We start from the raw sequence: 18,283 nt of genomic DNA, 5'->3' as shown, positions 1-18,283 counted from the left end.
GCCAACGCCACCAACCCCCTGGTGGGCAGATCTGTTGACCATGACCGGGCAGTTCCCGTGGCCACCAGCGGGCATTTCTGCTGGCCGCCCACGGGCAGTTCCTAGTGGCCATTGACAGACTCGTTCGACCCGTACGCCGACTACGTGAAAGCCAGGCTCGGCGAGGACCCGCATCTGTGGGCGATGACGTTGCTGGACGAGCTTGTCGCACTCGGGTTCACGGGGTCGTATCCGACCCTGACCCGGCAGATCCGGGAGCGGGATCTACGACCGTTCTGCGGGAGCTGCGCTCATGTGACAAAGCGCCCAAACGCGGTCATCGATCATCCGCCCGGGGAGGAAACCCAGTTCGACTGGCTCGAACTGCCCGACGCCCCGGCGGGGTGGGGGTTCCCGACGAAGCGGGCGTTCCTACTGGTCGGGTCGCTTCCGCACTCCGGTGTCTGGCGGGCGGTGATCTCCCCATCGATGGATCTCCCGCACCTGCTCGCCGCGATGACGACACAGCTGGCCCTGCTCGGCGGAGTCACGAGGGATTGGCGGTTTGATCGGATGACCACCGTCGTGAAGGCCGGCAGCAGCGATCTGAACCCCCAGTTCGCCGCGTTCGCGAAGCATCACGCCGTCAGCGTGATCGCGTGCCGACCCCGGTCCGGGAACCGGAAAGGGGTGGTCGAGAAGAACAACCACACCGCGGCGCAACGGTGGTGGCGGAACCTTCCCGAGGACCTCACCCTCGAACAGGCGCAGGCCAGCGTCGAAGCGTTCGCTGTTCGTCAAGACCTACGCGTTCGGGAGAGCGAAACCGGTTCGACGACCGCGCAGGTCATGTTCACCGCGGAACGGCTGAGGCCGTTACCGCCGGTACCGTTCCCGGTCGTGATCGCCGAGGAACGCACCGCGACCCGGCAAGCGTTGATCGACTGGCGCGGAAACCGGTACTCCGTCCCGCCGGAACTAGCTTCAGCGAAGGTGGTCGTCCACCAGCGCCTCGGCGCCGTGGTGATCGACATCGCCACCGTCTCGGGAGTCGTGATCGCCCGCCACCGGGTCGCTGAACCCGGCCTCGGGGTCACTGTCCGCGATACCGGGCATGTCACGGCCCTGGACACCATCGCGATGGCATCGGCTCCTCCAGGGCGTCCGCACCGACGCAAAGAACGCATCCCGCCAGGAGCTGCCGCTCAACGCGCTGCAGCCGTCCTCACCGGGGCTATCGAGCCCACCGCAACCGTGATCGATCTAGCCGCTTACGAGCAGGCCGCGAAGAACAGGAACACCCTCCGATGACCACCAACCCGACCACTGCAACGACCACGACGAAGACCGCGGCAAGTGTCTACCAGCAACTGCGCGGCCATCTCACCGAGCTGAAACTCGCCGACGCAGCCGAGGCTCTGCCCGCCGTGCTGGACCAGGCGACCGCGCAGGGCTGGTCCCTTACCCACGCCCTCGAACGGCTCCTGCAGATCGAGGTGACCGCCACTGAGGCGCGCCGCCTCACCGGCCGGTTCCGGTTCGCGAACCTCCCCACCAGCACGACCCTGGACGACTTCGACCTCGACGCCGCATCAGGGATCGATAAGAACCTACTCAGCGAGCTGGGCACCTGCCGTTACCTCGAGACCGCGACGAACGTGCTCCTCATCGGCCCGCCCGGGGTCGGGAAGACCCACATCGCGACCGGCCTCGGACACGCCGCCGTCCAGGCCGGCTACCGCGTCTACTTCACCTCCGCAGCGGACCTAGCCGCCCGCTGCCACCGCGCCGCGATCGAGGGGAAATGGGCGACCATGATGCGGTTCTTCGCTGGCCCGACTCTGCTCATCATCGACGAGCTCGGCTACCTCCCGCTTCCCGGCGAGGCCGCGTCTGCCCTGTTCCAGGTCATCAACCAGCGCTACCTGAAAACCTCGATCGTGCTCACCACGAACCGGCCCGTCGGAGCCTGGGCAGAGATCCTCGGCGACACTACCGTCGCCGCCGCGATGCTCGACCGGCTCCTCCACAGGTCCGTCGTCATCACCCTCGACGGAGCGTCCTACCGACTGCGAAACCACCACGCCGCAGCCGAGCAACTCCGCCGCGTTACCACCGGCACGAACCTGCGCTAACCTGACCCCGCGACCTGAGGACATTCCGCGAGCACCACCGAGGAAAATCGATGAGCGCCGTCAGCTCAGGCCGTCGCGAGCTGGTAGCCTGCCTTTTCGACGGCGTCCTGCACAGACGATGCCTCAAGGGGCCGGCCGCTGGTGACACTGACAGTCGATATGCCGCCAGGAACAACAGCGATGCGGACGTTCTCCACGCCGTCCAGTTCGCCGATGGCACTGCTGACACGGCCTGCACAGGAACCACAGGTCAAGCCGGTCACTGAGTAGTCGGCAAACACAGTGCCTTCGTTCGTTGGCTGCGCTGCAGCCGATTGCTGGGGTGCGCAGCAACCGCAAGAGCCTCCCGAGGATGCATTTGCGTCAGAGCTGGCGGTAGCGCTGATATCAGTGAGGTCCATCGGGGTCCTGACAGTGTCAGTCATAGTGTCTCCTGCAGTCGGTGAGCAGCGAATCGTTGAGGTAGCCGCAGCGAAAGAGGGAGACCTTCAGCGAGGCCCCGATCTCATCGAGCGGTATAGGTAGACCTTTACGGCGTATGTCCCGGCGAAGGGAAGACAACCTTCTGAGGTGACACCGAGCATATACCCCAGGGGGGTATATATGAAAGTATCCTTCCTCACAGCTCAACTGCTCGCCAAGAAGCGTTTCAGGTGCACACGAGAAGGATTCTGCAGCTCAGGATGACCCCCCGTCAGAAGTGGTAGCCGCAGCTTTCTTCACACGCCAGCTTGTCTACAGGAGCTTCTTCCTCGGCCGTCGCCATCAGACGCTGACGCGACCTCACCCACCAGCACCCCACCAGAACTGACGAAACGACAGGGCAGGCACGCACAGTAACCCGCACGAGACAGCAGCGAGACGAGAGATGAGGAACAGATCCCATGGGAACCATGGATCACATCGCGCACCCCGCACAGCGCATCACCCTGATGAATTCCTTCAGCCAGAGCGTGAGTGTCCACCTTCCGCCCCTGGAACGCCCGACGCTCGAGGACGTCCTCGAGGACCGGATTAGTGCCGGCACCCCCGTGTTCTCCACCCAAGCGGCGTCGACGTCGCCTGGACCACAGACCCCCTCGACTAGACACACCACCAGGTGACCCACCAGATCGGCATACACGCAGGTAGCCGACGAACACCCTTGAACTCCTGTCACCTATACGACCGGCTACGTAACCGCATGTAATCCTTACTGTCCGTCCACGTCGGCTGGAATTACTTCCCGGTCAAGTCCCTAACGGTGGCGGCCAAAGCTCTACGCGTCAGTATTACGCCCGATAGCGAAGCCTGAACAGCTTTCGCCGCACTTTTCGGATGTTGCTACGACGCTATGACACCAAGCACCCTAGGGTTGCAGGACGGCATGTTTCAGCTGGCTGGTGGGGGAGTAAGCGGCATTGATGGCCCTGCGGTGGTGGTGTCGTTGAGCGGCAGTGGTACGGGAGCGGGGTGCGTGGTGAGCCACTGCTGGGCGTCGAGGGCATTGATACGCCGGTACAGGGTGGCCCGGGACATGCCCAGGTCCCGGGCGACGTGGGAGGCGGGTTGGCCCTGGTAGATAAGGCGGCGGGCGTTGCTGATCTGACTGTCGGAGAACGTTTCCCGGCGGCCGCCGAGGTCCATGCCTGCGGCACGACGTTTAGTATTGGAGTCGTTGACACGTTCGCGTTTGATCTCGAGTTCCATCTGGGCCAGGGCCGCCATGACGGTGAACACCATGGACCCCATCGGGGTCTCGGTATCGACGTTCCCGCCACCGAGGTTCAACACCTGCAGATTAATCGCCTGCGCCCGGAGAGTGTCGGCAAGAAGAAGCATGTTCGCCGTCGACCGACCCAAACGATCCAGAGTCGTGACGACCAGGGTGTCACCCTCATGCAGTGCATCAAGAGCCTGATCGAATTGCGGCCGGCGCGCCTGGGCGCCACTGACGCCATGATCCACGTACAGGTCGTCGCGGCGCACCCCGGCCGCGAGGAGATCCCGGATCTGCCGATCCGTGTCCTGCACCCGGGTCGACACCCGCGCGTACCCGATCAACCTACCCATACACGTTCCACCCTCACCATCACTCCACGAGCCGCACATCAAGTACATCAGGCACTAAAAGGGGTGGCTTGTGAATTCGTGAAATATCCGACGCTAGCGTTCCAAGGGCCTGGTATTCCGGGTGGAGCCCTGGTGCCACCTATGCCGTGTGAGGTACGTGCGTCCTGAGGTTGAGTGTTTCAAATTGATGTTGGCCCGGTATGACGGTGGTGAGGGCGCCCTCTCGGAGCCTGAAGTAGGCATCGGCGTCCCCGTCTGGGGTTCCGCTTCCAACGGCTCCGCGAGGCTGGAGGTCATGGCAGCGGCCCCGCCGTGGTCAGAGGTCGGTGATGCCGATGCCAGCATCATCCAGGCAGGGTGAGCGTTTGCCCGCGGGTTTACCCATGGACCGCAGGCACGTGCATTGGGGGCCCTTGACCGCGGGAAGGGCGGTCCAGACGAATCGTTGCATCCGGTTGTAGTTTCCGAAGTCCAGGACCGCTCCCTCGAGTCGGTTGGCCAGTTCATGGCTGACGGAAATTGTGAGCGCATCATGTGTCTCGGCTGGGGAGTCGAGTGTGCAAGCGGTGTACTTTTTTGGCCGTGTCCGGGAGAAGTAGAGTCCCTGGCTGCGGCAGCCGCCGGGCCCTTGGTAGCAGTGCAGGGAGCCGCCGAACACGGCGATCATCTCGAGTGCTTCGTTGGTGGCGTGGAAGTGGCCGTGTCCGGGCACTGTCACCAACGTCCGCTCATTTGCGGCTCCGGTATTCATTCGTTGTCCTTCGGTTTCGCATTGCTTATGGTGTGGGCGCCGGTTGGGAGCCAGTACCCGCTAGTCAGAGACGTTGTGGCGGGCGGGGTGGCGGTGGGTGGGTTAGTTTTTCCAGGCCTGACTGCGTAGCAGGCGCAGGCCGTTGAGGGCGACGATGACGGTGGAGCCCTCGTGTCCGGCAACGGCCAGCGGTAGTGGCAGGATGGAGATCAGGTCCCAGGTGACGAGGACCGTGATGAAGGTGGCCGCGATGGCGAGGTTCGCGATGATGTACCTGTGTGCGCGTTTCGACATTGCGATCAGTGAGGGCAGGGCTTCGAGTTCGTCGCGGACGATGATGGCGTCGGCTGTGTCCAGAGCGAGGTCGGAGCCGTGGCGTCCCATCGCTATGCCGGTGGTCGCTGCCGCGAGGGCGGGGGCGTCGTTGACGCCGTCGCCGATCAGTAGGACCCGGTGACCGCCCTGTTCCATCTGACGCACTGCTGTCGCCTTGTCAGCGGGCAGTAGGCGGGAGCGGACCTCGTCAATGCCGGTTTCGGCGGCGATCTGTGCTGCCGCCCGGTGGTTGTCTCCGGTGAGCAGATGAACCGGGTTGCCTGTGATCTGGTGCAGCCGGTCGACCGTGGCTGCCGCGGTCGGGCGGAGCCGGTCCGCCAGGGTGATCCGCCCTACCGTGGCCCCGTCGATGATGACGTAGACGACGGTTCCGGCCACGTCGTCATCGGCCTCCGCTTCGGGCCGCTCCACCCGGACCTGCCGGCCGTGGACGATGCCGGATACTCCCTGGCCGGGAACGGCCTGGAAGTTGGTTGCCGGCTCGACGGTAAGGCTTTTTTCCCGTGCATCCCGGAGGATTGCCCGGCCCAGCGGGTGCTCGCTGTACTGTTCCACGGCAGCTGCCAGCCCCAGGATTTCCGCGGGGGTGAAGGCGGCCTCTAGGGAATCCACCGCGGTAACTTTCGGGGTTCCCTCCGTGAGGGTTCCGGTTTTATCGAAGGCGACGACAGTGGTGCGGCCGACCTGCTCCATGACGGTGGCGGATTTGACCAGAACGCCGTGGCGTCCGGCGTTGGCGATGGCGGCCAGCAGTGGCGGCATGGTCGACAGGACCACAGCACAAGGCGAGGCAACGATCATGAAAGTGATGGCCCGCAGCAGGGCTGCCTCCAAGCTCTCGCCAAGAGACAGGGGCAGGAAGAACACCAACAGCGTCGCTACGATCACACCGAGGGAGTAGCGCTGTTCGACCTTTTCGATGAACAGCTGGGTCTTCGCCTTCGTGGCCGAGGCCTCCTCCACGAGGGTCACGATGCGGCTGACGACCGAGTCCTTGGCGGCCTTGGCTACCCGGACCGAGAGGACACCGCTGCCGTTGACGGTCCCGGAGAGCACCTCATCGCCTTCGCGCCGGACGACGGGAACCGACTCCCCGGTCATGGCTGCCTGATCGACCTCGCTGACTCCCCGGATGACGGTGCCGTCGGCGCCGATCCGTTCACCCGGGCGCACCAGAATCACATCCCCGACCTGCAGGTCCGCGGTGTCGACCTCCTCCTCGGTGCCAGTCCCATTACTCGGCACACGGGTGGCGCGTTCCGGGGCAAGGTCCAGCAGGGAACTGACGGAGTCAGCTGTCCGCTGCGTGACCAGGGCTTCCATGGCGCCCGATGTTGCGAAGATAACGATCAGCAGGGCTCCTTCGAAGACCTGCCCGATGGCCGCTGCCGCGATCGCCGCGACGATCATCAGCAGGTCCACGTCCAGGATCTTTTCGCGCAGCGCCCGCAATCCCGACAGTGCGGGGTCCCAGCCGCCAGCCGCATAGCACGTTAAGTAGAGGGACCACCACACGGCCGCCGGTGCCCCGGCAAGCTGTGCGATTCCGCCGAGTAAAAAAAGAACCAACGCGACCGTGGCCCACCGGACTTCGGGCAGCCGGGCCCCGGTACGGAAAATTGACGGGGGCTTAGGCAGGGACCGGCCCGTGGACGCCCCGGGCAGGGACGTCAGTATTTGGCTCATGCTTGCACCGCCGCGTCCACAGCCGGAGCCTGCGGGCGGGTCATATTGATGCGGTGATGCGCCGGCTCACCACCGAGGGAATGCTCGGCCTGGAACACGGCGTCCGCGACCAGTTTGCGCGCATGCTCGTTGGCCAGCCGATAAAAGACCCGGGTCCCGTCCTGCCTGGCAGCCACGATCCTGCCCAGGCGCAGCTTCGCCAGATGCTGCGACACGGCCGTCGGGGACTTGTCCACGATATCCGCGAGATGGTTTACGGACAGTTCCCCGTCCCGCAGGGCCAGAATGATCCGCACACGCGTCGCGTCCGCGAGCATCGCGAACACCTCGACCGCGAGCTCCACGTACTGACTGTCAGCATCAAGCCTGCAAGCATTCTTATCTTCACTCATATGAAGATTGTTCCATGAATAGACCTGATCCGATCCCGGTCAGGATTCAGAGGGACGGGCGCCGGCTCTGAACGAGACAACGTGGGGCGAACCTGTCTACAATTAGTGCACATACGTGCACGTATGCACTGAAGGGATTGGACGAATGCTAGCGGTTCTGCGGAATGTGACCTATCGGCGGCTGTTCGCCGCCCAGATCGTGGCCCTGATCGGCACCGGCCTGCTCACGGTGGCCCTCGGGCTGCTGGCCTACGACCTGGCCGGCCGGAACGCGGGCGCGGTGCTGGGAACGGCCCTGACGATTAAGATGCTCGCCTACGTGGGTCTGGCCCCGGTGATCAACGCGCTGGTGGCGCGGTTGCCCAAAAAGCCGGTACTGATCGGGGCTGACCTGATCCGGGCGGCGATGGCATTGGCTCTGCCATTCATTACAGAGACCTGGCAGATCTACGTGGTGATCTTCCTGCTGCAGTCCGCCTCCGCGACCTTCACCCCGGCCTTCCAATCGTTGATCCCGACCATCCTGAAGGATGAACGGGATTACACGCCCGCATTGTCCCTTTCCAGGCTGGCCTATGACATGGAAGCTCTGGTCAGTCCGGCCCTTGCGGCCTTGCTGCTGACGCTGATCAGCTACAACAACCTGTTCATCGGCACAGTCGCTGGTTTTTTGTTCTCGGCCTTCATGGTCACGATCACGGTCCTGCCGCAGCTTTTCGTGCCGACCGGGCCGCAGACGTCCCTGTGGCACCGGACCACCCTGGGTACACGGATCTTCTGGCGCAACCGGCGGCTGCGTTCCCTGCTGGCGCTGAACCTCGTGGTCGCAGCCCCGACGGCTCTGGTGCTCGTCAACACCGTGGTCTACGTCCGCGACGTCCTACGGCGCCCAGACACCGACCTGGCCCTCGCACTGGCCTGCTTCGGTGTCGGGTCTATGATCGTCGCTTTGTCAGCACCCCGGGTCCTGGACCGGTTCGGCGACCGCCCCGTGATGTTCACCGGTGCCGCCGTGATCCCTGCCGTGCTGGCCGGCGCCACACTCATGACCTTCCTGGGCGTCGGCGGCGCGGGCTGGTGGCTGCTGCTGGGGCTGTGGTTCCTGCTCGGGGCGGCGAACTCCACGATCCTCACGCCCTCGTCCCGGCTGCTGCGCGATGCCTCCACCGAGGAAACCCGGCCGTACGTCTTCACCGCGCAATTCTCCCTCTCCCACGCCTGCTACATCCTAACCTACCCGCTGGCTGGCTGGATCGGGGCTGCCGCGGGACTGGGCTGGGCCGGGCTGACTTTGACAATTGTTGCGATGATAGGAAGTGCAGGTGCATTCCTGTCCTGGCCACGGCACGCCACCGCCACAGCCCAGGAACCAGCCACTGAGGAGCAAACCGTTGATCAGCCGGCCCAGCAGCGCGTTGAGCCCTAGCAGCGCGCTGAGCCCGCCCCTGGCGGAGCCGTCCCTGACTCACATGGTCACCCCGGGCCCGGAGCTGCTCGACACCGCTGCCGGGACGCTGCGGATGCTGGCCGAACCCACTCGCCTGCACCTGCTCTGGCAACTCTCCAGCGGCCCCAAGACCGTCACCGAACTGACGGACGCGTCCGGAGCGCCACGGACCGTAGTCAGCCAGCATCTGGCCAAACTCCGGCTCAGCGGCCTCGTGGACACCCGCAAAGACGGCCGGCACGTCATCTATAACCTCCACGACGGGCACCTGGTCCGACTCATCCGCGAAACCATCAACCACGCCGACCACCTGATGACCGGCGAACCAATCCACGGCTGAGGCCCCAACCGATGTCCCGGGGCTACAAAGCCGCCGTTCGAACACCGCCACCCGGCTAACAAAATGACGGAGCTGGACGCGCGTGCTTCGATCCGAAACCCGCATACGGAGGCTAAGTGTGCCAAACCATTCCACTGCGGTGACACTCTGGTGCTGTTGAAGCTGCGACCACTCCAGTTGGGGCGTGCGCTCTTGGTCCACATCATTCAAAACCTGCCCCAGCCGGGGCACCAGTCTCTGAATTTCCGGTCTAGGCATGGAGCTGATCGACACCCCATCGATTCAGGCTTGGCTGCCGACCGGTCTCGCGGCCTCCTGAGGTGTTCCCAACGGGATGGCCCAGCACAATTGGGGTGGCTTGTAACTTAGTGAAATAGCTAACGCTAACGTTCTACAGGGGCCTATAGTCCTAAAGAACTCAGTGCCACCTACGCTGTATTTATACTCAACAGCGGACAAGAGGGGCAGGCATGAACTGGTGGGACGCGCTGATCGCGGTCCTCGGCGGGATGGTCCTGATCTACGCCGTGTTGCTGATCTTATTGGCCGTCTATGCCCGAAAGCACCCGGAGACGGTGGGCATGAAGGAAGCGCTGCGGCTGTTACCGGATCTGCTGACCCTGCTGCGTCGGCTGACTGCGGACCGGAGCCTGCCGCGCGGAATCCGTGTCCGCCTGGTCCTGCTCGTGGTCTATCTCGCCTCACCTATTGATCTGGTCCCGGACTTCCTTCCAGTGATCGGATACGCCGATGACGCCATCATCGTGGCGCTGGTCCTGCGCTCGGTCATTCGCAAGGCGGGCAACGCACCGTTGGAACGGCACTGGCCCGGAACACCGGCCGGCCTTGCCCTGATTCGACGGCTGGCCGGTACGGCCGCAACGGCAGCCTAGAACTCACCGCCACCCTGACATGTCCGGCCAGCGGCAGCCAGGAAATGGGGTCGGGACCATCTCGCGGAACCTGATGCCATGCCGGTCGCCGGTCGGTAACGATGGTTTCCGGTTCTCGGCCCAAACAAGCCATCGAACAAGACAGCGGACCCTGACTTTGCCGGGTTTGCTGCTCAGGCCAGGGAGAGGAAGAGTTTTTCGAGCTCTTTTTTATCCATGGTGGTGTCTTCGCGGGCGATGCATTGCTCAAGTCCTGTGGCAATGATGGCGAACCCTGCCCGGTCCAGTGCCTTGGAGACAGCGGCGAGTTGAGTGACGATGTCCTTGCAGTCGCGCCCTTCCTCGAGCATGCGGGTCACGGCCGCCAGCTGTCCCTGCGCACGCTTGAGACGATTGATCACGGGGGTCAGTTCTGTTGAATCGAGCTTCATGCCAAGTCTCCCAGTAGATAAATATTAACCCAATGATACCCCCTGGGGTGTGCTTGTTTACCCCCGGGGGTATGTGGAAGACTTGTTTCTTGTTGTTGGAGTTCCCGCATCCGTCTTGAAAGGACACCCATGATGTCCCCCCTTCCGTCTCCACCCGTCGTGACTTCCCTTGATCCGCAGGAACTGCGGTCCTGGATCATCCACCATGAGGACCTGACGGTTCTCGATGTGCGCTCCGCTGCGGAATTCCAGACTCTGCATGTCCGTGGTTCCTACAACGTGCCGCTGCCACTGCTCTCGGAGCACACCAATGAACTCGCCGCCCGTCTGGGCAGCCGCGTTGTCCTGGTCTGCCAGTCCGGCGTGCGTGCCGAACAGGCCCGCCAGCGTCTGGCAGGAGCCGGCATCGATACGGCCTATGTCCTCACCGGAGGGGTACCCGGTTTCGCTGAGATCGGCGGTGATGTTATTCGCGGACGGGTCCGCTGGGATCTTGAACGCCAGGTCCGCCTCGTGGCGGGATCCGCCGTCATCCTCGGTCTGGCTGGCGGCAGGTTCGTTTCCCCCCGACTCCGCCTGCTGGCCGGCGCTATCGGTACCGGTTTGACCTTCTCCGCGGCGACCAACACGTGCGCCATGGGGAAGGCACTCTCGGGTATGCCATGGAATAAAGCGGCCCAGGAACCCACCCGAGAAGCGGCCATCCTGCAGCTACCGACCAAAAATGCTGTCTCCGAAAGACTACGGGCGTCGTGATTCCGGCACTGATCCTGGGGCTCGTCGTCGGGATCGTGCTGGGCCTGGTCGGGGGTGGAGGATCAATTATTGCCGTCCCCGCACTGGTTTACGGGGTGGGCCTGAGCACCGCGGAGGCTATCCCCACCTCGTTGCTGGTGGTCGGCGCCTCCTCACTGGCGGCGCTCGTCCCCCGACTGCGGGGCAGCATCAACTGGCCGGTCGCGTTGATCGTCGGAGCTGCCGGTATTCCCGCCGCGTGGGCCGGTGCGGCCGTTGGGCGGTTCCTCAATCCTGAGGTGTTGATGCTCGCCTTCGCGGTCATCATGGTGTTCGCTGGGATCCGCATGCTGGGCAGCACCAGCGAAACGGATGGGTCCTGCACCACCGGAAACACGGTATGGCGTGCGTGCGCTCCCAAGGCGGTCGTCATCGGGCTGGCCGTCGGTTTCCTGACCGGGCTCCTTGGCGTCGGCGGCGGATTCCTCATCACTCCCGCCCTGACCCTGTTCCTCGGGCTCCGCATGAAGCAGGCCGTCGGCACATCCCTGGCCATCATCGTCATCAATTCCGCAGCAGGATTCAGTGCCCACCTGAGTGGGTTCACCATCGACTGGCCGATCGTCCTGTCCTTCGCCACCCCAGCCATTCTCGGATCCCTTGTGGCCGGGCGACTCGCTGGGAACCTCAAAGACCATCATGTGCGCAAGGCGTTCGCCGTTCTCATCTTCCTCGTCGCCGCATGGATCCTACTCACCACCATCCCCAGCATGCTCACCACCTGACACGTTCCGATAACCCACCGTGAAGGAGAACCCGATGCCTGAAGTCACCGTTCCAGAAACCAACACGCGCCGCGGCGTCGAACAGATACTCGACGTCCGCGAGAACTCCGAGGTGGCAGAGGGCATGATTCCCGGTGCCGTGCACATCCCCATAGGGGAGCTGCACGGACGTCTGAATGAATTAGACCCCGCCGTCCCTGTGATCGCGGTCTGCCGCAGCGGTAACCGTAGTGCCACCGCCGCGGACGCACTCAACCAGGCGGGATTCACCGCCGCCACCATGACAGGAGGCATGATCGCCTGGCAGCGCGCCGACCTGCCAACCACCTGAACAACCGCAAGAGAATCTGATCTGCCAAACACTGCATTTGATCGATAATTCCACCAAGGAGAAAACCATGGACGTCATCATCATCGAGACTCCTCAGCTCGGGGACCGCAGCTACCTGATCCACGACAGCGAGGTGGCGCTGGTTATCGACCCGCAACGCGACACCGACAGGGTCGAGAAGACCGCGGCCGAAGCCGGGGTGCGGATCACGCACATCGCCGAAACCCATATCCATAACGATTACGTGACCGGCGGCCTGGCCTTCGCCAATCAACTCGGGGCAGTTTATCTGGTCAACGCCGCTGATCCCGTGGCCTATAAGCGCACCCCGATCAGCGACGGCGAAACCATCCAAATCGGAGGTTTCCTGCTCAAGGCGGTGGCGACCCCCGGCCACACCCACACCCACCTGTCGTACATCGTCACCTCCGAAAGCGGCGAGCAGGCTGTCTTCTCAGGCGGCAGCCTTCTCTACGGGTCCGTGGGCCGCACCGACCTGGTCAGCGCCGATGACACCGTTGCGCTGACGCACGACCAGTATGGTTCCGTCCGCCGCCTGGTCGAGGAAGCCGCCCATGAAGCGGCCCTGTATCCCACCCACGGCTTCGGATCGTTCTGCTCCTCCGGCCCGGCCAGCGGCGCTGGGGAGTCCACGGTCGGAGAACAGCTCTCCACCAACCACGCACTCACCGATCCAGATGAAGAGCACTTCGTGCACGAACTCATCGCGAATCTCACCGCGTACCCCTCGTACTACGCCCATATGCAACCCGCGAACACGCGGGGTCCAGGTCCTGCGGACCTATCCGTTCCCGATTCGCTGGAACCCGCGGAGCTCTCGCGCCGCCTTGAGGACGGCGAGTGGGTTGTAGACCTCCGTAACCGGGTGGCTTACGCCAGTAACCACCTGCAGGGATCGGTAAGCTTTGAATACGGGGACGGTTCCAGTTTCACCACCTTTCTGGGTTGGGTTCTGCCCTGGGACAAAAAGCTCACCCTCGTCGGAGACCGCGACGACGTCCAAAACGCTATTCGCGACCTTTCCCGCATCGGCATCGATTCCCCCGACGCCGCCTTGGGTACGGACCCGCGCAAACTCGCTGCGGACACCGCCGTGGTCTCCTACCCTCGACTCGGCTGGGAAGAAATGCTCACCGATAGGCCAGAGAACGAGACCATCCTGGATGTCCGGCGCACCGATGAATACGCCTCAGCCCACATTCCGGGAGCCGTGAACATTCCCCTGCACGAACTGCTCACCCGCATGGATGAAGTCCCCGCCGGCAAACTCTGGATTCACTGCGGATCGGGCTACCGCTCCGGCGTCGGCGCAAGCCTGCTGCAACGCGCAGGCAAGGACGTCGTCCACATCGACGCCATGTTCGGCGAAGCCGAAAAAGCAGGCGTTCCACTGGAGTCCTGACCCGCTTCCGCCCCACCATTGCGGCATTCGCTGACCTGGGATCAGGGCATTGAGATGCAGAACTCTGTCACAGTCAGTTGCGTAGAGGGCTTCGAAAAGGCGACAAGACAAGCACGACCACCAAACTGACTAGGCCCAGGATCTGCGTCCTCCACCAGGTTGTGCCGCGGCGCACCGTGGGATGAGTCAGCACCTGGCATGACTACAGGCGAACAAGAGATGAGGAGCACGATCATGATGAACGGCGGCGGTATGGGCGGCATGGGCTTGATGTGGATCTTCGGGTTACTGATGCTCGTGGGAGTGATCGTGCTGATAGTCGTGCTGGTGAAGGCTCTCTCCGGCAGATCCCCGAACACGGTCGGCCACGACAACAACCGTGGCCCGGTCACGGGTCCTGGCCGCGCGCGGCAGATCCTCGAAGAACGCTACGCCCGCGGGGAGCTCAGTACCGAAGAGTACCGGGAGCGGTTGCGGATTCTGGAGGGGGACAGCCGGTGAGCCCACTGACACGCCGTCAGCTGCTGGCGCTGGGTGCGGCAGGGGCCGGTGCCACAGCGGTCGGTGGGGCAGGTCTGTGGTGGACCACCAGCAACAGTCGCGAATACACCACAGGCGGGGACCTGACCGAACCCCAGGTGCTGTCCAGCAGCGACGGTGTGCTGGAACTGGACTTGGAGACCGCCTCGACCCGGATTCAGGTCGGCGGGCGTGAAGCCTCAGTGCAGACTTTCAACGGGTCCCTTCCGGGCCCTACGCTGCGCGTAGCACCCGGGGACACGATCCGGGTGACGATGACCAACCGGCTGGAGGCCCCGACGAACCTGCACGTGCACGGGCTGCACGTCTCCCCGGAGGGCAACGGCGACAACCCGTTCCTGAGCATCGGACCGGGAAAGTCCTTCGACTACGAGTTCATCCTGCCCGAAGACCACCCGCCGGGCACGTACTGGTACCACCCACACCGCCACGGGTACGTCGCCGACCAAGTCGCCGCCGGTCTTTACGGGGCGATCCTCGTCGAGGATCTCGAGCCTGTACCGGCCGCCCGGGAGCGGGTCATGGTGGTCTCCGACCTGTCCCTGGATGGGTCCGGGAATCTGGCCGAGGTGAACCAGATGCAGCAGATGATGGGCAGGGAAGGCGAGGTCGTGCTCGTCAACGGCCAAGTCCGCCCGCGACTGACCGCCGCACCCGGGGAACGCGAACGTTGGCGGATTGTCAACGCCTGCCCCTCCCGCTATCTACGGTTGCAGCTGGAGGGCCAACGGGTCCAGTTGCTCAGCCGGGACCTCGGGCGACTGCCGGTTCCCGAGGAGACCACCGAAGTGCTCCTGACTCCCGGCAATCGCGTCGAGTTGCTCGTCGAAACCACCGAAGGCTCCGCAAAGCTTGTGACAGCACCGGTGAGCCGCGGCGGAATGGACGCCATGATGGGCGGAGCCATGATGGGTGATAACAGTGCCGGCGGAGACGAGGCAATTGAACTGCTCACCCTCGAGGTGTCAGGTGACCGGGCGCAGACACCAAACCCTGTACCCGCCGGCCCCGCGCTGCGGGACCTACGCCAGGAACCGGTCGCCGCCCGCCACACCCTGGACTTCGCCATGGGAATGGGCGGTGGCAGCGCCATGATGGACGGCGCGGGCAGCGGCGAGAACACCATGATGGCCTTCACCATCAACGGCCGGGAATTTGACGCTGCGCGGACTGACACCGCAGTGGCGGTCGGGACCGTCCAGGAATGGACCCTGACCAATTCCAGCCCCATGGACCACCCCGTGCACCTGCACGTGTGGCCCATGCAGGTCATCGAAGACGATGGCCGCGACGTCCCCGAACCGAGGTGGCAGGACGTCGTTAACGTCCCGGCCCGCAGGCAGGTGAAAGTCCTCATCGCCTTCGACGACTTCCCGGGACGCACCGTCTACCACTGCCACATCCTCGACCACGAGGACCAAGGCATGATGGGCACCGTCGAAGCCCGCTAAGACAAGGGCTACCGGAGGGCGATGCCGCTGCCCGGCCCTCAGTTCCCGGCTGCTGTGCCCGGCGGAAATCGGACCTCAAACAACGATTGCGTCCCATGGGGACGCATCAGGCCTTCCGCTTAGCCTTGATCCACCGATCCGCGTTGAGGGCTGGATCGCTGGTCGAAGTTTTGGGTGATTGTGTTTTGGGTGTTGTTCAGGGCCCGGCCTCGCTGTCGGTGGTGTTCCACGGTGATCCTTGGTGATGCCGTTGCCCGGCTGGTGAGTTGTTTGTCAGGCTCGCTGCGGTGGTGAGTGAACGGCGGCGAAGAGTTTCTCCCAGGCTTTTTGCCAGGGCCATGCCTCGGGCAGGTGCAAACAGATCCTGCGGGCGCTGGAGGCGATGCGGGCCGGGATGTTGACCAGTTTCGCCCTAATCGTTGCGGTCCTGGCTTTGGCGAATGTCCCGCTGGCGATTACCCCGGCGGCCCGGGTGAGGTTGTAGGCCATGACCGCAGCGACCAGCCAGGCACTGTTGGCCCCGAAGTGCCCCGACGGCAAGTGTGCCAGGGCACTGTTTTTCAGGTCGGCGTTGACCTGCTCGATGATCGCGTGTTTCCGGTGGGTGGCATCGGCGGCGACGGTGTCCAGGGTGCCGGGATCGACGGTGGTGAAGAACGCATGGAACCGGTACGTATCGAACAGGGTTGACTGCCCGTCGGTGGCATTTGGGTTCAGTTCCCGGATCCTGCGCACCACCAACCGGCCAGGGACTGCGCTCGTCAAGTTTGTGAGACCGTTCTTTGTTGTTTCTGGTTACGCGGCCAAGGGTTCCTGGTCGCGGGTCTGGTGGTCGGCTAGGGCCGATAGGGCTGCTGCCGGTGCTTTTCCACCGGCTCTGCGGTTCGGTCTGCGGCGGTTGTACCAGCCCTCGATGTAGTCCATGACGGCGGTCCTGGCGGCGAGTCGGCTGGTGAAGCGTTCGTGGTGGTAGAACTCGGTCTTCAGATGCGAGAAGAAGTTCTCGGCCACGGCGTTGATGCTCCTATGGTTGTCGAGCTGGGAGTTCGCCGGTTTTCGGGTTGGCTGTGATGAGGTGGTAGACCTCTCGGATGACGTAGCGCTTGAGGCAGCGGATGATGTCGCGCTTTGATTTGCCTTCTGCTGTGCGGCGGGTCACGTAGGCGACTGTGGGCTCGTGGAAGCGCATGCGGCCAATCACGACGCGGTAGATTGCTGCGTTGAGTTGTCGGTGGCCGCCGTGGTTGATGCGGTGTTTGCCGGAGGTCATGCCTGAGCCGGTGGGGATTGGGCTGATGCCAGCCAGTTTCGCGAAGGCTGCTTCGGACCGGATGCGTTCGGGGTTGTCTCCGGCGACGATGAGGATCTCCGCTGCGGTGTCAGCGCCGATGCCGAAGGGTTCGATGAGCTGGGGTGCGGTCTGGGTAACGAGGTCCTTGATCATCGTGGCGAGTTCTTTGGCTTCGGTGTCGAGGTGTTGCCAACGGCGCGCCAGGGAGCGAAGGGTATGGCGGATACTGTCTTCTGGTGTTCTAAGCTCTCGCGGACGGAGGGCAGCGAAGTGGCGTGCGAGCATCATTTGGGTCTTCCGGGCGGTCTCCTTGCGCATCGACTCGGGTGCATGCACGAGCATCGCCTTGAGCGTCACCATCGCCGCTGACCGGTCCTTCACGGCGGTGTCGTGGGCGACTTTCAGTTGCCGGATCATTTCCACGGTGCCATCGGCGGTTTTCGGTTCCGCGGTGGCGAATCCGGCGAGGACGGCGCGCGCTGCATTCTCTGCGTCAAGAGTGTCGGATTTGCCGACGAGGCGGCGCATCCGCCGGTCGGGGCGGTTGACCTCGATGACGCGATAGCCGTTGCGGCGGACGAAGGAGGTGAGTCCGGCTCCGTAGGAGCCGGTGCCTTCAATGCCGAACGCGATGATTTGCCCGAACGATGCGGCCCAGTCGAGCAACTGGCGGAATCCGCCGCTGTCGGTCGCGATCGTCAAGGGTGGCGAGGATCCCACCGATAGAGTCCATCGCCGCCGCGACGTGGACGTGTTTGTGCGTGTCGACGCCGACAACGACGTGTCCGGAGCGAGTGAGCGGGATAGGGGGCGCTGCTGCCATGACCATCAGTTTCTCCTGCCGTTTAGTGTGGATTTGACGCTGACGCTGGCGGGTGGACAGGACTGTCATGGGGACGCTCTTAAAAGTTGCTCCAGGCTCCTATTAGGTCACGCTCGACCGGCGCAGTGTTTTTTTGCTTTGCCCGGCCGCGAGGCTGACAGATCAACGCAAAGGCACCCGAAGGGCCGTTCCCAACATGGGTCAAGCCGCCGCGGTCAGGACTTCCGAATTCAGTCTGAATCCGACATCAATAGCCTGACAATCCCAGCAGACCCCGACTGCTCCCATCGACTGGGTGAGCGAGTTCCCGCCGCACCAGGCCTGGAATTCCTGCGAGGTGTATTGGGCAGGTTCAACTGGTCGTTGCAACACCGGGTTGTTGGAATAACTGTAACTGCTCACTGAATACCTCGGCCGGCGTCTTCCAGCCGAGGGTTTTTCTGGGCCGGTTGTTCAGGGCGA

Annotated in this window: 20 protein-coding genes and 1 pseudogene; 12 read left to right on the top strand and 9 right to left on the bottom strand. The window is 63.7% G+C overall.

Translation table 11 applies throughout. The features are described 5' to 3' along the window. Nucleotides 1–111: 111 nt before the first annotated feature. Both E8P82_RS14435 and istB read left to right on the top strand, forming a co-directional pair. Nucleotides 112–1,290: a Mu transposase domain-containing protein gene (locus tag E8P82_RS14435; RefSeq protein ID WP_136455744.1), complete on the top strand. Its 1,179-nt coding sequence runs from the start codon at nt 112–114 to the stop codon at nt 1,288–1,290. Continuing rightward, the gene (istB, locus tag E8P82_RS14430; protein ID WP_136455743.1) at nt 1,287–2,114 is read left to right on the top strand and encodes an IS21-like element helper ATPase IstB; all 828 of its coding nucleotides are present in this window, start codon (nt 1,287–1,289) and stop codon (nt 2,112–2,114) included. The genes E8P82_RS14435 and istB overlap by 4 nt, the downstream gene beginning before the upstream one ends. Before the next feature lie 65 nt (nt 2,115–2,179). Here the strand turns inward: istB and E8P82_RS15080 are convergent, their stop codons facing one another. Further along, nucleotides 2,180–2,395, bottom strand: coding sequence for a heavy-metal-associated domain-containing protein (locus E8P82_RS15080; protein WP_168796584.1), 216 nt, complete (start codon nt 2,393–2,395; stop codon nt 2,180–2,182). Nucleotides 2,396–2,998: 603 nt separating this feature from the next. Between E8P82_RS15080 and E8P82_RS14420 the strand changes: the two genes are divergently transcribed. Then, entirely contained in the window at nt 2,999–3,217 is a 219-nt protein-coding gene (locus tag E8P82_RS14420) for a hypothetical protein (RefSeq protein WP_136455741.1), read from the top strand. Between the two features lie 268 nt (nt 3,218–3,485). Here E8P82_RS14420 and E8P82_RS14415 read toward each other — a convergent pair whose 3' ends face one another. The 4 genes from E8P82_RS14415 to E8P82_RS14400 all read right to left on the bottom strand — a co-directional run bounded on the left by E8P82_RS14415 (nt 3,486) and on the right by E8P82_RS14400 (nt 7,331). After that, entirely contained in the window at nt 3,486–4,166 is a 681-nt protein-coding gene (locus E8P82_RS14415) for a recombinase family protein (RefSeq protein ID WP_136455740.1), read from the bottom strand. Nucleotides 4,167–4,482: 316 nt separating this feature from the next. Beyond that, a complete protein-coding gene (locus E8P82_RS14410) occupies nt 4,483–4,917 on the bottom strand; it encodes a peptidase (RefSeq protein ID WP_246021457.1) in 435 nt (144 codons plus the stop codon). A 102-nt stretch (nt 4,918–5,019) separates the two neighbouring features. After that, complete coding sequence (locus tag E8P82_RS14405) at nt 5,020–6,939, bottom strand: heavy metal translocating P-type ATPase (RefSeq protein ID WP_136455739.1); 1,920 nt, start codon at nt 6,937–6,939, stop codon at nt 5,020–5,022. Then, entirely contained in the window at nt 6,936–7,331 is a 396-nt protein-coding gene (locus E8P82_RS14400) for an ArsR/SmtB family transcription factor (protein WP_136455738.1), read from the bottom strand. Before E8P82_RS14400 ends, E8P82_RS14405 begins: the two co-directional genes overlap by 4 nt. 145 nt (nt 7,332–7,476) lie before the next feature. Here E8P82_RS14400 and E8P82_RS14395 point away from each other — a divergent pair, with 145 nt between their 5' ends. The 3 genes from E8P82_RS14395 to E8P82_RS14385 all read left to right on the top strand — a co-directional run bounded on the left by E8P82_RS14395 (nt 7,477) and on the right by E8P82_RS14385 (nt 10,011). Then, nucleotides 7,477–8,757, top strand: coding sequence for an MFS transporter (locus E8P82_RS14395; protein ID WP_136455737.1), 1,281 nt, complete (start codon nt 7,477–7,479; stop codon nt 8,755–8,757). A gap of 43 nt (nt 8,758–8,800) precedes the next feature. Beyond that, entirely contained in the window at nt 8,801–9,118 is a 318-nt protein-coding gene (locus E8P82_RS14390) for an ArsR/SmtB family transcription factor (protein ID WP_136455747.1), read from the top strand. 470 nt (nt 9,119–9,588) lie between these two features. Further along, the gene (locus E8P82_RS14385; RefSeq protein ID WP_136455736.1) at nt 9,589–10,011 is read left to right on the top strand and encodes a YkvA family protein; all 423 of its coding nucleotides are present in this window, start codon (nt 9,589–9,591) and stop codon (nt 10,009–10,011) included. Between the two features lie 173 nt (nt 10,012–10,184). Here the strand turns inward: E8P82_RS14385 and E8P82_RS14380 are convergent, their stop codons facing one another. Further along, complete coding sequence (locus E8P82_RS14380) at nt 10,185–10,442, bottom strand: metal-sensitive transcriptional regulator (RefSeq protein WP_026531430.1); 258 nt, start codon at nt 10,440–10,442, stop codon at nt 10,185–10,187. A gap of 132 nt (nt 10,443–10,574) precedes the next feature. On the opposite strand from E8P82_RS14380, the gene E8P82_RS14375 reads away from it, so the two are divergent. The 6 genes from E8P82_RS14375 to E8P82_RS14350 all read left to right on the top strand — a co-directional run bounded on the left by E8P82_RS14375 (nt 10,575) and on the right by E8P82_RS14350 (nt 15,707). Next, nucleotides 10,575–11,198 (top strand): rhodanese-like domain-containing protein, encoded by a 624-nt coding sequence (locus tag E8P82_RS14375; RefSeq protein ID WP_136455746.1) that lies wholly within the window; start codon nt 10,575–10,577, stop codon nt 11,196–11,198. Further along, nucleotides 11,195–11,962: a sulfite exporter TauE/SafE family protein gene (locus tag E8P82_RS14370; RefSeq protein ID WP_136455735.1), complete on the top strand. Its 768-nt coding sequence runs from the start codon at nt 11,195–11,197 to the stop codon at nt 11,960–11,962. The genes E8P82_RS14375 and E8P82_RS14370 overlap by 4 nt, the downstream gene beginning before the upstream one ends. 34 nt (nt 11,963–11,996) lie before the next feature. Next, a complete protein-coding gene (locus E8P82_RS14365) occupies nt 11,997–12,293 on the top strand; it encodes a rhodanese-like domain-containing protein (protein WP_136455734.1) in 297 nt (98 codons plus the stop codon). A gap of 67 nt (nt 12,294–12,360) precedes the next feature. Beyond that, complete coding sequence (locus tag E8P82_RS14360) at nt 12,361–13,716, top strand: MBL fold metallo-hydrolase (RefSeq protein ID WP_136455733.1); 1,356 nt, start codon at nt 12,361–12,363, stop codon at nt 13,714–13,716. A gap of 219 nt (nt 13,717–13,935) precedes the next feature. Next, nucleotides 13,936–14,217 (top strand): SHOCT domain-containing protein, encoded by a 282-nt coding sequence (locus E8P82_RS14355; RefSeq protein ID WP_246021455.1) that lies wholly within the window; start codon nt 13,936–13,938, stop codon nt 14,215–14,217. Next, nucleotides 14,214–15,707, top strand: coding sequence for a multicopper oxidase family protein (locus tag E8P82_RS14350; protein ID WP_136455732.1), 1,494 nt, complete (start codon nt 14,214–14,216; stop codon nt 15,705–15,707). Before E8P82_RS14355 ends, E8P82_RS14350 begins: the two co-directional genes overlap by 4 nt. Nucleotides 15,708–15,980: 273 nt before the next feature. Here the strand turns inward: E8P82_RS14350 and E8P82_RS14345 are convergent. The 3 genes and pseudogenes from E8P82_RS14345 to E8P82_RS14335 form a co-directional block, all read right to left on the bottom strand. Further along, nucleotides 15,981–16,460: pseudogene (locus E8P82_RS14345) on the bottom strand (transposase); the annotation flags it as partial. Between the two features lie 42 nt (nt 16,461–16,502). Beyond that, complete coding sequence (locus E8P82_RS14340) at nt 16,503–16,718, bottom strand: IS3 family transposase (RefSeq protein WP_168796583.1); 216 nt, start codon at nt 16,716–16,718, stop codon at nt 16,503–16,505. A 13-nt stretch (nt 16,719–16,731) separates the two neighbouring features. After that, nucleotides 16,732–17,700 carry an IS110 family RNA-guided transposase gene (locus E8P82_RS14335; RefSeq protein WP_246021453.1) on the bottom strand — a complete coding sequence of 323 codons (969 nt, stop codon included), beginning with the start codon at nt 17,698–17,700 and terminating at the stop codon, nt 16,732–16,734. Nucleotides 17,701–18,283: the final 583 nt, after the last annotated feature.

This window comes from Arthrobacter echini (genome assembly GCF_004803505.1).
In the GTDB taxonomy this organism is placed as follows: domain Bacteria; phylum Actinomycetota; class Actinomycetes; order Actinomycetales; family Micrococcaceae; genus Arthrobacter_D; species Arthrobacter_D echini.
The sequence above is the reverse complement of the archived record's forward strand: the minus strand, read 5'-3'. Positions and strand labels throughout refer to the sequence as shown.

What these genes read in the sequence shown, in the direction of transcription:
- E8P82_RS14390 (WP_136455747.1), top strand. Translation starts at nt 8,801, where the DNA reads ATGGTCACCCCGGGCCCGGAGCTGCTCGACACCGCTGCCGGGACGCTG.
- E8P82_RS14380 (WP_026531430.1), bottom strand. Translation starts at nt 10,442, where the DNA reads ATGAAGCTCGATTCAACAGAACTGACCCCCGTGATCAATCGTCTCAAG.
- E8P82_RS14400 (WP_136455738.1), bottom strand. Translation starts at nt 7,331, where the DNA reads ATGAGTGAAGATAAGAATGCTTGCAGGCTTGATGCTGACAGTCAGTAC.
- E8P82_RS14415 (WP_136455740.1), bottom strand. Translation starts at nt 4,166, where the DNA reads ATGGGTAGGTTGATCGGGTACGCGCGGGTGTCGACCCGGGTGCAGGAC.
- E8P82_RS14405 (WP_136455739.1), bottom strand. Translation starts at nt 6,939, where the DNA reads ATGAGCCAAATACTGACGTCCCTGCCCGGGGCGTCCACGGGCCGGTCC.
- E8P82_RS14375 (WP_136455746.1), top strand. Translation starts at nt 10,575, where the DNA reads ATGTCCCCCCTTCCGTCTCCACCCGTCGTGACTTCCCTTGATCCGCAG.
- E8P82_RS14410 (WP_246021457.1), bottom strand. Translation starts at nt 4,917, where the DNA reads ATGAATACCGGAGCCGCAAATGAGCGGACGTTGGTGACAGTGCCCGGA.
- E8P82_RS14395 (WP_136455737.1), top strand. Translation starts at nt 7,477, where the DNA reads ATGCTAGCGGTTCTGCGGAATGTGACCTATCGGCGGCTGTTCGCCGCC.
- E8P82_RS14385 (WP_136455736.1), top strand. Translation starts at nt 9,589, where the DNA reads ATGAACTGGTGGGACGCGCTGATCGCGGTCCTCGGCGGGATGGTCCTG.
- istB (WP_136455743.1), top strand. Translation starts at nt 1,287, where the DNA reads ATGACCACCAACCCGACCACTGCAACGACCACGACGAAGACCGCGGCA.
- E8P82_RS14365 (WP_136455734.1), top strand. Translation starts at nt 11,997, where the DNA reads ATGCCTGAAGTCACCGTTCCAGAAACCAACACGCGCCGCGGCGTCGAA.
- E8P82_RS14355 (WP_246021455.1), top strand. Translation starts at nt 13,936, where the DNA reads ATGAGGAGCACGATCATGATGAACGGCGGCGGTATGGGCGGCATGGGC.
- E8P82_RS14360 (WP_136455733.1), top strand. Translation starts at nt 12,361, where the DNA reads ATGGACGTCATCATCATCGAGACTCCTCAGCTCGGGGACCGCAGCTAC.
- E8P82_RS14420 (WP_136455741.1), top strand. Translation starts at nt 2,999, where the DNA reads ATGGGAACCATGGATCACATCGCGCACCCCGCACAGCGCATCACCCTG.